Here is a 12,256-nt window from a genome sequence, read left to right on the forward strand (position 1 = left end):
CGCCCGGCGATCGGAAGGCGGCCTGTTTTCCGCGGTCAGCCTGCGGTATCGTCGCCGTATTCTCGACGGTGAGACAGCTCCCGACAGGATCACCCGAGCCTGGCTGCCCGCGTCGCGGAATCCGTGACTGCGCGGAGACGGCCGTACGACCTCCGCGCGTCGCTGGGGGACGGAGTACGACGTGAAGCGTGCACTCATCACCGGGATCACCGGTCAGGATGGCTCTTACCTCGCCGAGCTGCTGCTCGGCAAGGGTTACGAGGTCCACGGCCTCATACGCCGGGCGTCGACCTTCAATACGCAGCGCATCGATCATCTCTACGTCGATCCGCACGATCCGAGCGCGAGGCTCTTCCTTCACTACGGCGACCTCAGCGACGGCGCCGGGCTGGTGAGCCTCCTCGTGAAGATCCATCCCCACGAGGTGTACAACCTCGCCGCGCAGTCGCATGTGCGGGTGTCGTTCGACGAACCCGTGCACACGGCCGACACGACGGGCATCGGCACGGTCCGCCTGCTCGAGGCGGTGCGGTCGTCGGGCATCGACACGAAGTTCTACCAGGCCTCCACGTCTGAGCTCTATGGCGCCACACCCCCGCCGCAGAACGAGCTGTCGCCGTTCTATCCGCGCTCACCGTATGCGGCCGCGAAACTGTACAGCTTCTGGATCACCAAGAACTACCGTGAGGCGTACGACCTCTTCGCCGTCAACGGCATCCTCTTCAACCACGAGTCTCCACGCCGCGGCGAGACCTTCGTCACGCGCAAGATCACGCGCGCGGTCGCCCGCATACAGGCGGGTGAACAGAAGGACCTCTACCTCGGCAACCTGGACTCGATCAGAGATTGGGGCTACGCGGCGGAGTATGTAGAAGGAATGTGGCGGATGCTGCAGGTCGACGAACCCGACGACTTCGTGCTGGCGACCGGCCGGGGTTATACGATCCGCGATTTCCTCGAGGCATCCTTCGGTCATGTAGGCCTGGAGTGGCAGGAGTTCGTGAAGTTCGACGAACGCTACCTGCGCCCGACCGAGGTGGACGCCCTCATCGGCGACCCGACCAAGGCCGCGGAGAAGCTCGGGTGGCAGGCAACGCTCGACGGCAAGGACCTCGCCACGCTGATGGTCGACGCCGACATCGAGGCGCTCAACAAGAAGCCCGAATGGATCGACTCGGTCAACCTCGCCTCGTGGACGCCCGAGCCGTCGCTGGTCGGCCGATGACCGGAGCGGCCGAAGGCGTCGAGTACGCGCCCGGTGAGCTCGACCGCGACGCGACCTTCTACGTGGCCGGCCATCGAGGCCTTGTCGGCTCGGCCATTGTTCGAAAGCTCGAAAGCGAAGGCTTCACGAACATCGTCGGCAAGACGTCCGCCGAATTGGACCTCAAGAACCGCGATGCCGTCTTCGCCTACCTGGCCGAGATCAGCCCGCGGTACCTGGTGCTCGCTGCCGCCAAGGTGGGAGGCATCCTGGCGAACAGTACGTATCCCGTCGATTTCTTGAGCGACAACCTCCGCATCCAATCGAACGTGCTCGACGCGGCGCTGGCGAACGAGGTCGAGCGGGTGGCATTCCTCGGGTCGTCGTGCATCTACCCCAAGTTCGCGGAGCAGCCGATCAGCGAGAACGCGCTTCTCACCGGACGCCTGGAACCGACGAACGACGCGTACGCGATCGCCAAGATCGCCGGCATCCTGAACATCCAAGCGGTGCGTCGCCAGTACGGGCTGCCGTGGATCTCGGCGATGCCCACCAACCTCTACGGACCGAACGACAACTTCTCGCCGACGGGATCGCACGTGCTCCCGGCACTGATCCGCCGGTACGACGACGCCGCGAAGTCCGGTTCCTGGTCGGTGACGAACTGGGGTACCGGTACGCCTCGACGCGAGTTCCTCCATTCCGATGACATGGCGGATGCTGTCCTCCATCTGCTCGAGCATTACGACGGGCCGGAGCAGGTCAACGTCGGCACGGGCAGCGACCTGACCATCCGCGAGATCGCCGAGATGATCGCCGGGATCGTCGGCTTCGAGGGCGAGACCGAGTGGGACACGTCCAAGCCCGACGGAACTCCGCAGAAGCTGCTCGACGTGTCGAAGCTCGCGGAGGCCGGCTGGACGTCGAAGATCCCGCTGGACGAAGGGCTCGAGCGGACGGTCGCCTGGTACCGGGACCACGTCGGCGCTGTACGCGCCTGATCCGCGACCGGCCTCAGCTGTACGGCTTCTCCGCCTCCCAGCCCGGGTGCAGCCGCATGTCGGAAGGAACGTCGGCCCCCACCTCCTGTGCGAGCCACACGAAGTAGCTCCACATCCTGACTCCGTTGGCGTTGTCTCGACGCCACCGGAGGAATCGCTCGAGTTCTGGCCAGCTGTTCTTGATCGGGCCCGCCCAGTGCGCAAACGCCTCATCGCGACGGACGTATCCGCGGTGGACGTAGATCCCCAACGTGTTGTAGAGGCCCAGCGTGCGATTGACGAGATCGAACTCGCGCGGACTCACGTGGAAGATCAGCGAGATCTGCCACGGGTGCTTCATGCGCGTATGCAGGATCCGACGTCCCGCCTGGGAATCGGGGGAGGTGAGGAGGTCGTGGAGCTGGATGAAGAGCTGGCGCTTCTCGGAGTGACGCACGAACCAGATCGCCGTTGCCGAAAGGATGAGCGCCAGGATCGCGGCGACGGCCGCGATCAGTTCGGCGGTGTTTCCGTTGATCGTCGCGTTCGCGGTCGCAGCGAGGAACAGCATGCGCTCATCGTAGGGGCGCTCGGGCAACGCTCCGCTACGTTGGACGCAATAGCCGACTTCTGTCTCGCCACGGAGGACACGAAATGTCTCAGCGCCCGCTCGGCGTCACCCTCGTCGCCATCATCGCCTGGATCTCGGGCTTCCTGCAGATCATCGGCTCGATCTTCGTGATCATCGCCGGCCTCTTCATCACCTGGCCCGCGATCGTCGGGTGGATCAGCCTCATCATCGGCATCGTCACGCTCGCGGTCGGCGTCGGGCTCTGGCGCGGCAACCACACCGCCCGCACGATCGCGACGATCGTGTTCATCGCCAACATCGTGCTCGAGGTGCTCGGGATGTTCAACGGCGAGGGCCTCTGGTCGGCCATCAGCGGCAGCATCCTGTCGATCATCGGTCTGATCCTGCTCTACACCCGCTCCGCGCGAGAGTACTTCGGCAGCTGACGCGGCCGGGCTGGAGAAGAAAGTCAGGAGAGATAGAATTCCTTCCCTAGAGACAGAAAAGTGTCTCTAGGGATACAATTCCTTCCGTGGAGATCCAACGCCCCTTCACCGTCGTGACGACGAGCGTCGACGGTGACGTGTTGCGTGTCCTCGCTTCCAGCGACGCCGAGTTCAGCGTTCCGCGCCTGCACCAGCTGATTCCGGAACGGTCGGTCGTCGGCATCCGCTCTTCACTCGGGCGGCTCGTCGCGCAGGGAATCGTGGTGCAGCACGGCTTCGGCCGCACACACGCCTACGCGCTCAACGACGATCACCTCGCAGCATCCGCCATCCGCCAGATCGCCGGGCTCAAGCAGGCACTGCTGACGCGACTGCGCGCGCATATCGCCAGCTGGCACGAGCCGCCCGTGTTCGCAAGCCTCTACGGCTCCGCCGCCCGCGGCGAGATGCGCCCCGAGAGCGACCTCGACATCCTGCTCGTCCGCCGTGACGACGCGTCGCTCGAAGAGTGGGGCGCCAACCTGGCACGCCTCACGAAGGCGGCCACGGCATGGACGGGTAACGACACGAGGATCGTCGACCTCGCTGTCGAGGAGGTGACGGATGCGGCAACCCAGCCGCTGCTGACCACCATCGCCGCCGAGGGCATCGCGTTCAGCGACGACGCCGACTGGTTGCGCAAGACCCTCAGGAGAAAAGGACGCCGATGACGCCGAAGAACCAGCGCACGAAGGACTGCACGCCCGCCGATCGGGCAGGACGCCTCGCACAGGCCGAAGGCTTCTGGCAGGACGCCGAAGACCTTCGCGAGCTCGGCGAGGCCAGCCCCAACAGCATCGTCACGCTCTACGTCCACGCGGGCATCGCGGCGGGCGACGCGATCTGCTGCGCGAAGCTAGGCGAATACTCGAGCTCCGCCAACCACGCCGAGGCGATCACTCTGCTGGAGAAGGCCGATGCGTCGCTCGCCCCGCCGCTGGCTCGCCTTGTGGGCATGAAGTCTGCCGCCGGCTACGGTGCGAGCCCCATGTCGGCACAGCGCGTCACCACCGCGCGCAGCGCCGCCGAGAAGCTGGTGCTGGCGGCGCGCGCGCTGTGAGCGGGACGACTGGGCTGCTGGCCCAGATGGGTGTACCGGGCGGGGCGTCACGTCTCTGAGGCGAACGGCATCGTGTCGAGGAACGTGCCGTCAGCCGCCGTGTAGCGGACCACGATCTGCTGCTGATAGACCTCAGCGGCGACGCGGGCGAGCGATGCACAGAGCGTGCGGTACGTGCGCACGTTCTCGGGATCCTCGACGATTCGCCGCAGAGTCGTCGACAGCACGCCGCCCTGACGCAGCTCAGGCGCCGTCATCGTCTTGCGTGACGACGAGATGACCAACCGACCGAACTCACCCTCGGCCAGCTCCTCGACGATGTCGAGTGCCTGAACACCCCGCACCCCCAGCATGCCGTCGGCATGGCACGTGTCGACGAACGCGATCAGACGTGTCGTCGCGGGCTTGGCATCCAGCATCCGTTTCAACTCGCGATCCAGCACATAGCCGTCGCTTGTGGCGAAGGCCTCGTCGAACCTGCGACTTCCGTTGAGGGATGTTGCTGCGCCGTCATCGTCCGCCGGCCGCTCGAACTGCACCCCGTGCCCGGCGAGATACAAGATGAGCAGCGGCGGCACCGGTTCGAGCGACACCGCCTCGGTGATCGCCTTCCGCACCTTCTCGCTGGTCGTGTTCGCCGGGCTCACCACGCGGGTCAACGACATGTTGCGCTCGCCGAGACGCGCAGTCAGCAGATCGTCGAACCATTCGAGCTCCTCGGGAACGGTGTCGAGCTCGGGGAAGCCGACCGCGGTCTTGCCGTACGCGAGCTTGCGCTCGTTCGTGGAGCGGATGGGCGGCGGGGCCGGCACCCCGATCAGCAGCACGCGTGCAACGGGACCGTTCATCCTCCTCACGGCCCCTCGGTGCTGCCCGTGCCCCCGTCGTCGCCCGGATCGCTGCCCGTGCCCGCGTCGTCGCCCGTGCCCTGTTCGCCGCCGGAGTCGTCGGCGGGGTCGTCGGCTGGGTCGTCGCCGACTTCGACCGTCGGGGTTGCAGTGGACGACGGCTGAGGGGCGGGGTCGCTGCTCGTGTCGCCCACGATGCCGAGGGCGAAGCCGCCGGCGCTCACGACGATGATCAGACCCGACACCGCGACCACGACCGATCCGCGCGTGGTGCGCACCGCCTCGACGAACTTGCTCCACCCCTCGAGGTCCACTCCCGCCCGTGTCTTGAGGCTGCCGTCTTTCCTGCCCTTCAGCCGTCCGCGCGTCTCGAGAGCCGCGAGGGCGGCGCCGACGATCAGCATCACGGCACCCACGGCCAGCATGAACACGAGCAGCACGGCAAGCGCCCGCTGCCCCCACGTGCCGTTGACCTCGGTGCCTTCGGCGATCGTCTGCGGCGCCACATCGATCCCGAACCGCCCGATGGCCGTCCACGCGCTCCACACGACGACCGCGGTCGCCGCCACCGTCAGCAGGCCGACGATCACAGCGAACACCTCGTCGTAGTAGCCCGTGTCGGTCTCGATCACCTTGCCGACTGGTGGTGGCGGGCCGCCGCCGTTCCCCCCGCCGTCCCCCTCGTCCTCCGTGATCTCGAGTGTGATCGGGAGGCTCTCGACGTCGGCGCCATTGGCGTCTTTGCCCACCGCCTTGTACTCACCGGCCGTATCAACCGGCAGCGTCACCTCGCCCTTGTCGTCTTTCACCGGGATGCGAGTTCGTGCACCCCCTCCGTCGAGCACGCACTCGCGCAGAGTCCCCCCATCGGCCGTCACCGTCCAGGTGATCGTCGCACCGCTCGGCGCCGCCAGTGTGGGCGTCGCGCTGTCGGAGGCGACTTCGTCACCGTCTTGGATCTGCGCCAGCAGAACGAGTCCAGCCATGATTCCTCCGCCGCTTCGCGAAGCCCCCGAACACAGCGCCCCCAGATGATGCGCCGTGGGACTAGAGATACCACTGCGCACGCCAGTGCGGAAGACTGCCTGCACACGCCGGGGCCCAGCGGCGCAGCATCCGTCAATCCGGAATCCGGCGCCGCTCCATCAGATGCACGATCGCGAGGCCGATGGCCGCGCCCAGCACGTTGGCGACGATGTCGCGCATGCTCGGCGTGCGCTCGGAGAGGAGCAGCGCCTGCCCCGACTCGATGACAAGGGTGGTGGCGAGGGCCATCGGCACCACGAGTCCTCGATGCAGCGGAAGCACGAGCGCCAGCAGCACCCCGAACGGCACGAACAGCGCGACGTTCGCGGTCGTCTCGATGAGGTCGTACGTCAGCCACGGAACCGCCCGCGTGATCGCCGCGAGGAGGGCGGAAGCGCCGCGATCCACCGGTACCGGCCAGAACGCGATGAGTGCGAGCAGCACGCCATAGATGACGAGCAGACGGATGCCTCGCCCCTGCGTGCGACGCAGATGCAATGTTGCGACGGCCGCGGTGGATGGTTGCGCGGGCGCGAGGGTCGGCGCATCGGTGATGGCGAACTCCCCTCGATCGGGCGCCGCGACGCTGCCGCGCAGTGCGGCGATTCTACTCGGCAGCGGGTGCGGGTGAGAGTGGGCGTCGACATATGGAACATTTCTTCGAGAGTTGCATGAGTTTCGAATCGGAGATCGTCGACGCTCGAGAGGCTTCGGAATCGGATGTGCGACTGCTGCGACTCGGACGCAACTGGCGAAACGGCTGCTAAGCGGCAGCGGATCGACGAACGACTGCCGTCTTCGAGCAGCCACTCCCATATTCGGGCGAGCAGTCCGATGGGTAAACTGATTCGAACAAATCTTTGACACTCGGCCTAGCCTCCGATAGGCTGAACGCATGACCAGCGCACTGTCGTCCCTCGCCGAGGCGATCGACGTTGCGCGGGGAATCCTGCCTGACGGGCGCGACATCGCATCGCTCGCGCCGGCCGAGCTGATCGCCCTCAACGAGCAGATCGGGCGCGGCAAACGTCTCGCCGAGAGCGTTCAGGCGCTGGTGGCGTCCGAGATCCAGCGCCAGTCGCGGCCCGAGCTCGGGCCCGACAGCCTCGCGAAGATCCAGGGCTTCCGCAATCCCACGCAGTTCATCGCGGCGACGATGGGCACGACCACCGGCGATGCCGCCCGGCTCGTGAAGGTCGGCGAGGCCACGACTCCGCGCATGCTGCTCTCAGGCGACAAGGCACCCGCCCGGCATCCGCACGTCGGGCAGGGTCTGAGCGACGGCCGTATCGGCGCGCAGGCGGCGTCGGCGATCATCGCGATGCTCGACCGCGTCTCGATCCGCGCCGGCGCCGAGAAGGTCGACGAGGCCGAGAAGCTCCTCGTCGATCAGGCCGCCGGACTCCCCCTCGACGCCCTGTCGAAGCTCATCCTCCGCGCCGAGGCCTGGCTCGACCCCGACGGCGTCGAGCCCCGCGAAGCGGAGCTGGCAGCCGAGACGGCGCTGACCATCCGCCGCGATCGCTCGGGCATGATCATCGTCACCGGCAAGTTCGACCCAGTGAGCGGCGCGCCGGTCGTGACGGCGCTCGAAGGCATGGTCACCGCGAAGCTCCGCGCCCAGCGAGACGCCGAGAACGCCCGCGTCGCGCCGTCGCCCGATTCGCCTGCGACGCCCCTGCTCGATGAGACGACGGATGCTGAGCGCCGCACGATCCCGCAGATGCAGGCCGACGCGTTCGTGAGCATCTGCGAGCACGTGCTCGGGTGCGATGAGAAGGACCTCCCTCTGAACGGTGTGACGGTGGTCGTCCGCATGGACCTCGAGACCCTTCGCGAGGGCATCGGCACGGCAGAGATCGACGGCATCGACGCCCCGATCTCCGCCTCCGCCGCCCGCAAGCTCGCGTCGAGCGCCTCGGTGATCCCCGTTGTGCTCGGTGGCGACAGCGAGATCCTCGACTGGGGTCGCGAACGACGCCTCTACTCCAAGTCTCAGAAGCTCGCCCTCGGCGAGCGCGACGGCGGGTGCACCGGGTGCGGGCTTCCGCCCCAGTTCACGAAGGTGCATCACATCCGCTGGTGGATGCGGGACGCCGGCCCGACAGACCTCGACAACGGCGTACTGCTCTGCGAATCGTGTCACCACCGGATACACGACAACGGGTGGGACGTACAGGTCGCAGGTACCGGCCGAAAAGCGAAGGTGTGGCTCATCCCACCCGCGTACGTCGACCCCGCACGCACTCCGCGCCTCGGCGGGCGCGCTCGCTACGACTTCGCCGCCGTCTGACCGGCGAGCGGGCGGGCCGCGCGCGTCCGGGCTCGGGGCTGCCTCAGCCGGCGAAGCGCAGAAGGGGCGCCCGTTATCGTGGGCCCGTGCCCACCGATGTCTCGACCGACGCGACGGTTCTGCTCCGCCTCGACGAGGCCGACGAGCTCGCCGCCGCCTGGGTGTGCGCGCTGGCCGAGAGGCGAGGCATCCGTGCCCTCCTCATCAAGGGGCCTGCACTGCACCTCCACGGCCTCCGCGAGGAGCGGGTGTCGGCCGACGTCGACGTGCTCGTGGAGCCGTCGCGATTCGAGGAGCTGTGCGCGGCGATCGCGGAGTCCGGGTGGACGAAACGACCGTCGGGGTTCGTCGGCACACTGACGACCCTGCACTCGAACACGTACCTGCGCGACGGGTGGCCGTGCGACCTCGATGTGCACAGCTTCTTTCCGGGCTTCCTCGCCGACCCTGCCGAGGTGTTCGACGCGCTCTGGCAGCGCCGGTGGGCGCTGTCCCTCGCGCACCGCGACTGCTTCGGTCTCGACAAGGTCGCCGGCGCGCTCGTGCTCGGTCTGCACTCGCTGAGGGGTGCGACGATCCAGCCGCGCCACCTGGACGAGCTCGAGCAATTGGTGCGCACACCCTTCACGGATGGCGAACGCGACGAGCTCGGCCGGCTCGCCCGCGAGACCGGCTGCGTCGCCACTCTCGAGTCGGTGCTGCCCCGGCTCGGGGTCGACGTCGAGCCTTCCGCCGCAGAGCTGGCGTCACCGGATCTGCGTGACTGGCGCGAGCGGGTCACCGCCGGATCCCACGGCTCATACTTCTGGATGCTGGCGCTCCGGAAGTCGCCCTGGCGCGAGCGCCCCCGCATCCTGTGGCGCGCGGTATGGCCCACCCGCCGCGACCTGCTGGTCGCCCGGCCTGAGACGGTCGACACCCTTCGTGGGCGGACGCGTGCGCGGCTGGCGCGTTGGGGACGCGGCATCCGTTCCGCCCCTGCCGGCGTGCGGGCAGTCTGGGCTCACCGCCGCAGCGTCAGCCCACGATGAGCCACAGCACGCCCACGGCGACGAGGAACACCGCCGCCACGCAGATGAGCCACATCGGCGCCCCGCCGTATTCGCGAAGCAGCCACGGCTCCTGCCCGATCTCGTAGCGCCGCCGCCGGCGTCGTGGTTGTGCCATGCCGAGCCCCCACTCGTTGATTCCGGTGCACGACACCGTTGTCTTGCCCTGACGGTACGCCCGTACGGTTGCCGGACGAGGACGTGCGTGTAACGAAATGCCCCATGCCGCAGGTGAAGCTTGCGCGAACTCCCAGGATTGAACCGTTCCATCGGGCTCCCGATTTCGCTAGCGTCGAACCGGACAGCATGTCGCCCGGGGGCAACGCGCCGGTCGACGAAGACACGACGACGGCGCTGGCTGCCCTGGCTATTCGCCGTGCATCCGCGCAGATCCGGGGGGATCGCGATGCTCGACGACACGACAGGCTCTCAGGGATTCCGGACGCTTGACAGGCGGACACTGCTCAGGGCAGGGGTATGGGCGGCGCCGGCGGTGGTGGTTGCCGCGGCTGTGCCGGCGGCGTCAGCGTCGCCCGTGAACCCTGTCATGGGCGGTGCGTTCTCGATCTTCGACGGTGGCCTCGACGGCAATGTTTCCGCACGATTCGAGTCGGGGAGCTGGACTGCCGACAACCTCGTCCAGATCACGGTCACCTCGGCAGGTGGAGTGCTGGGCACCCCCACCACAGAGGATCTCAATGGGTGGCAGCTGCTCACGCAGTCAGCGACTTCTACGACGTTGCAGTACCCCATCGCTCCGAGCGGCAACTACTGGACCTCACCATTCCTGCGCTGGATCCCCTTCACCAGTGCGCCGGCTGCTGGATCCATCTCCATCAACGGTCGGATTTCGGGCACGACGGCGAACGGGTTCGAAGGCGGCCCGGTCGTCGGCCCGCGGTGACGGCGGCCTGCCTCAAGATCGCGTAAAGAAGCCGCGGTCGTTACTTCACGTTAACGAGCGGCCCCTGCCGCTCCGCTAGGGTGAGGATCACGTGGGTTGCCTGGGGCGACCGCACGGCGGGCGAGGGGTCGCCCGTTCTGTTCACGGCTGTGGGAGCCCGAACGCCCGTCAGCCACGACTGTTCTCTGGGGGAACACAGTGACCGACACGCTCGCGCGCGCTCTTGCATCTGCCGACGACCACACGATCGACCGCCGCAAGCTGCTCAAGGTCGGCGCCTGGGCCGCGCCCGTTGTCGTGCTGGCTGCGGCCGTCCCCGCGGCGAGCGCCTCGGGGACCGCGGCGCTGAGTTTCGCTCCCGGTGCGAATCTCTTCTACACCTGGGGTTCGACAGCGGTCAGCGGCATCGGTGGGACAGTCGCTGTCAAGTTGGACCACACCAGTGGGAGCGGAGGGTCGGCCACCCCCGTCACGGTCGTGATCAGCGTGGACGCCGCTGGACTCGCAGCGGGAGTTCCCGCTCAGGTCGTATCCGGCTCCGGCTGGGCCACAGCCGGTGTCGCGGGGCCGACGAACGGTCGGATGAGCTACACATTCACGTATGCCCCGGCGCTTGCCGCTGGCGCATCGACGGCCACGCTGGTCTTCTCCGTTGCGGCGGCAACCGGCTTCGCGCCCATCTTCAACCGGGCCTGGACCATGACAAGCACGGGCACCGGCGTCCATGCAACCCTGTCTGGCGCGACCGCGTCGGGAACGGTGAGCGTGGCTGCGGTCGGAGCAACCGCAGCGGTTGCGGTGCCTGCGGAACCGGACGTTCCGGTGGGCAAGGACGTGACGATCACCGTCGAGGCCAGCAGCAGCGCCGTTGTCGTCCCCCGCCTCTCCGTGAAGCGCACGCACCAGAATGACGGCTTCGCTACACCGGTACCCGCAGGGTGGGGAATCACGGTGCAAGGCACCGGCAAGACGGCGACCGATATTGCGACGGGTACCGGCTTCACCGGCCGGCAGACCATTACTTTCCCGAAGTACAGTCAGCAGACCGGATCTGATAGCCACACTTGGACCATCGAGTTCCTCGTGAACGGCGTCCCCTTCGCACCCGCGACCAAGACCGGCACGCTCTAGCCTGTAGCCGTGACGGATGTCGTTGCCCAACCCAGGCCGCGATGGCGCCGGGTCTTGGGCAGCACGTGGTTTCACCTCGCCGCCGCATTCATCGTCGCGGGGTTGGTGCTGTCGTTCGTCGTGAAGCCGTACTGGGTGCCATCGGGATCGATGGAGACCACCCTCGAACCCGGTGACCGCATCCTCGTGAACCGACTTGCCTACGTCGGAGCGCGCCCAGGCGCGGGAGACGTGATCGTCTTCGATGCGGGCGAGGGGTGGGGCGAGGCATCCGTGCCGACTTCAAATCCGGTGCGATGGGTGGGCGAAGTCACCGGCTTCGGACCCTCGGGACCGCACACGCTCGTCAAGCGTGTCATCGGCGTGCCCGGGCGGACCGTGGAATGCTGCAGCGCCGACGGGCGCGTCGTCGTCGACGGCCAACCGATCGACGAACCGTACGTGACGAATGACCTGCCATTCGAACCGGGCCTGCTCGACTGCGACACGGTGCCCCGCTCGACACGTTGCTTCGACGCGGTGCTGGTGCCGGCGGACTCATACCTCGTCCTCGGCGACAACCGCGCGGGATCATCGGACTCGGCCGCGCAATGCCGCATCGAGGATCCGAACGCGGCCTGCTGGCGGTGGGCAACACGTGACGGGATCGTCGGCAAGGCCGCGGTGATCCTGTGGCCCATCAGCCGCTGGTCGGGGCTCTGAACC

At 67.5% G+C, this 12,256-nt stretch carries 15 protein-coding genes; 10 read left to right on the forward strand and 5 right to left on the reverse strand.

Translation table 11 applies throughout. The features are described 5' to 3' along the window. Positions 1 to 181: 181 nt before the first annotated feature. Both gmd and ACFC1K_RS10640 read left to right on the forward strand, forming a co-directional pair. Positions 182 to 1,225, forward strand: coding sequence for a GDP-mannose 4,6-dehydratase (gmd, locus tag ACFC1K_RS10635; RefSeq protein ID WP_375871590.1), 1,044 nt, complete (start codon positions 182 to 184; stop codon positions 1,223 to 1,225). Next, the gene (locus ACFC1K_RS10640) at positions 1,222 to 2,205 is read left to right on the forward strand and encodes a GDP-L-fucose synthase family protein (RefSeq protein WP_375871591.1); all 984 of its coding nucleotides are present in this window, start codon (positions 1,222 to 1,224) and stop codon (positions 2,203 to 2,205) included. The genes gmd and ACFC1K_RS10640 overlap by 4 nt, the downstream gene beginning before the upstream one ends. Positions 2,206 to 2,218: 13 nt before the next feature. On the opposite strand, the gene ACFC1K_RS10645 is transcribed toward ACFC1K_RS10640, so the two are convergent. Further along, positions 2,219 to 2,755, reverse strand: a complete 537-nt coding sequence (locus ACFC1K_RS10645; protein WP_375871592.1) for a hypothetical protein — start codon at positions 2,753 to 2,755, stop codon at positions 2,219 to 2,221. An 83-nt stretch (positions 2,756 to 2,838) separates the two neighbouring features. Between ACFC1K_RS10645 and ACFC1K_RS10650 the strand changes: the two genes are divergently transcribed. The 3 genes from ACFC1K_RS10650 to ACFC1K_RS10660 all read left to right on the forward strand — a co-directional run bounded on the left by ACFC1K_RS10650 (position 2,839) and on the right by ACFC1K_RS10660 (position 4,300). After that, on the forward strand, positions 2,839 to 3,201 hold the full coding sequence (locus ACFC1K_RS10650; RefSeq protein ID WP_310288453.1) for a hypothetical protein: 363 nt from the start codon (positions 2,839 to 2,841) through the stop codon (positions 3,199 to 3,201). 86 nt (positions 3,202 to 3,287) lie between these two features. Next, positions 3,288 to 3,911, forward strand: coding sequence for a nucleotidyltransferase family protein (locus ACFC1K_RS10655; protein WP_375871593.1), 624 nt, complete (start codon positions 3,288 to 3,290; stop codon positions 3,909 to 3,911). Further along, entirely contained in the window at positions 3,908 to 4,300 is a 393-nt protein-coding gene (locus tag ACFC1K_RS10660) for a hypothetical protein (protein WP_375871594.1), read from the forward strand. The genes ACFC1K_RS10655 and ACFC1K_RS10660 overlap by 4 nt, the downstream gene beginning before the upstream one ends. 47 nt (positions 4,301 to 4,347) lie before the next feature. On the opposite strand, the gene ACFC1K_RS10665 is transcribed toward ACFC1K_RS10660, so the two are convergent. The 3 genes from ACFC1K_RS10665 to ACFC1K_RS10675 form a co-directional block, all read right to left on the reverse strand. Beyond that, positions 4,348 to 5,148 (reverse strand): caspase family protein, encoded by an 801-nt coding sequence (locus ACFC1K_RS10665; RefSeq protein WP_310288446.1) that lies wholly within the window; start codon positions 5,146 to 5,148, stop codon positions 4,348 to 4,350. 5 nt (positions 5,149 to 5,153) lie between these two features. Then, positions 5,154 to 6,134 carry a hypothetical protein gene (locus ACFC1K_RS10670; RefSeq protein WP_375871595.1) on the reverse strand — a complete coding sequence of 327 codons (981 nt, stop codon included), beginning with the start codon at positions 6,132 to 6,134 and terminating at the stop codon, positions 5,154 to 5,156. Between the two features lie 133 nt (positions 6,135 to 6,267). Further along, entirely contained in the window at positions 6,268 to 6,672 is a 405-nt protein-coding gene (locus ACFC1K_RS10675) for a VanZ family protein (protein WP_375871596.1), read from the reverse strand. Between the two features lie 397 nt (positions 6,673 to 7,069). On the opposite strand from ACFC1K_RS10675, the gene ACFC1K_RS10680 reads away from it, so the two are divergent. Then, positions 7,070 to 8,467, forward strand: a complete 1,398-nt coding sequence (locus tag ACFC1K_RS10680) for a DUF222 domain-containing protein (protein WP_375871597.1) — start codon at positions 7,070 to 7,072, stop codon at positions 8,465 to 8,467. An 86-nt stretch (positions 8,468 to 8,553) separates the two neighbouring features. Then, positions 8,554 to 9,498: a nucleotidyltransferase family protein gene (locus tag ACFC1K_RS10685; RefSeq protein WP_375871598.1), complete on the forward strand. Its 945-nt coding sequence runs from the start codon at positions 8,554 to 8,556 to the stop codon at positions 9,496 to 9,498. Here ACFC1K_RS10685 and ACFC1K_RS10690 read toward each other — a convergent pair. Next, positions 9,485 to 9,634: a hypothetical protein gene (locus ACFC1K_RS10690; protein ID WP_375871599.1), complete on the reverse strand. Its 150-nt coding sequence runs from the start codon at positions 9,632 to 9,634 to the stop codon at positions 9,485 to 9,487. The genes ACFC1K_RS10685 and ACFC1K_RS10690 overlap by 14 nt on opposite strands. A gap of 288 nt (positions 9,635 to 9,922) precedes the next feature. Here ACFC1K_RS10690 and ACFC1K_RS10695 point away from each other — a divergent pair, with 288 nt between their 5' ends. From ACFC1K_RS10695 to lepB, 3 genes are all read left to right on the forward strand, one after another. Next, positions 9,923 to 10,420: a hypothetical protein gene (locus tag ACFC1K_RS10695; protein WP_375871600.1), complete on the forward strand. Its 498-nt coding sequence runs from the start codon at positions 9,923 to 9,925 to the stop codon at positions 10,418 to 10,420. 198 nt (positions 10,421 to 10,618) lie between these two features. Further along, complete coding sequence (locus tag ACFC1K_RS10700) at positions 10,619 to 11,551, forward strand: hypothetical protein (RefSeq protein WP_375871601.1); 933 nt, start codon at positions 10,619 to 10,621, stop codon at positions 11,549 to 11,551. A gap of 54 nt (positions 11,552 to 11,605) precedes the next feature. Then, complete coding sequence (gene lepB / locus ACFC1K_RS10705; RefSeq protein WP_375871602.1) at positions 11,606 to 12,253, forward strand: signal peptidase I; 648 nt, start codon at positions 11,606 to 11,608, stop codon at positions 12,251 to 12,253. Positions 12,254 to 12,256: the final 3 nt, after the last annotated feature.

Source organism: Microbacterium sp. NPDC056057 (assembly GCF_042266945.1).
Lineage (GTDB): Bacteria > Actinomycetota > Actinomycetes > Actinomycetales > Microbacteriaceae > Microbacterium > Microbacterium trichothecenolyticum_C.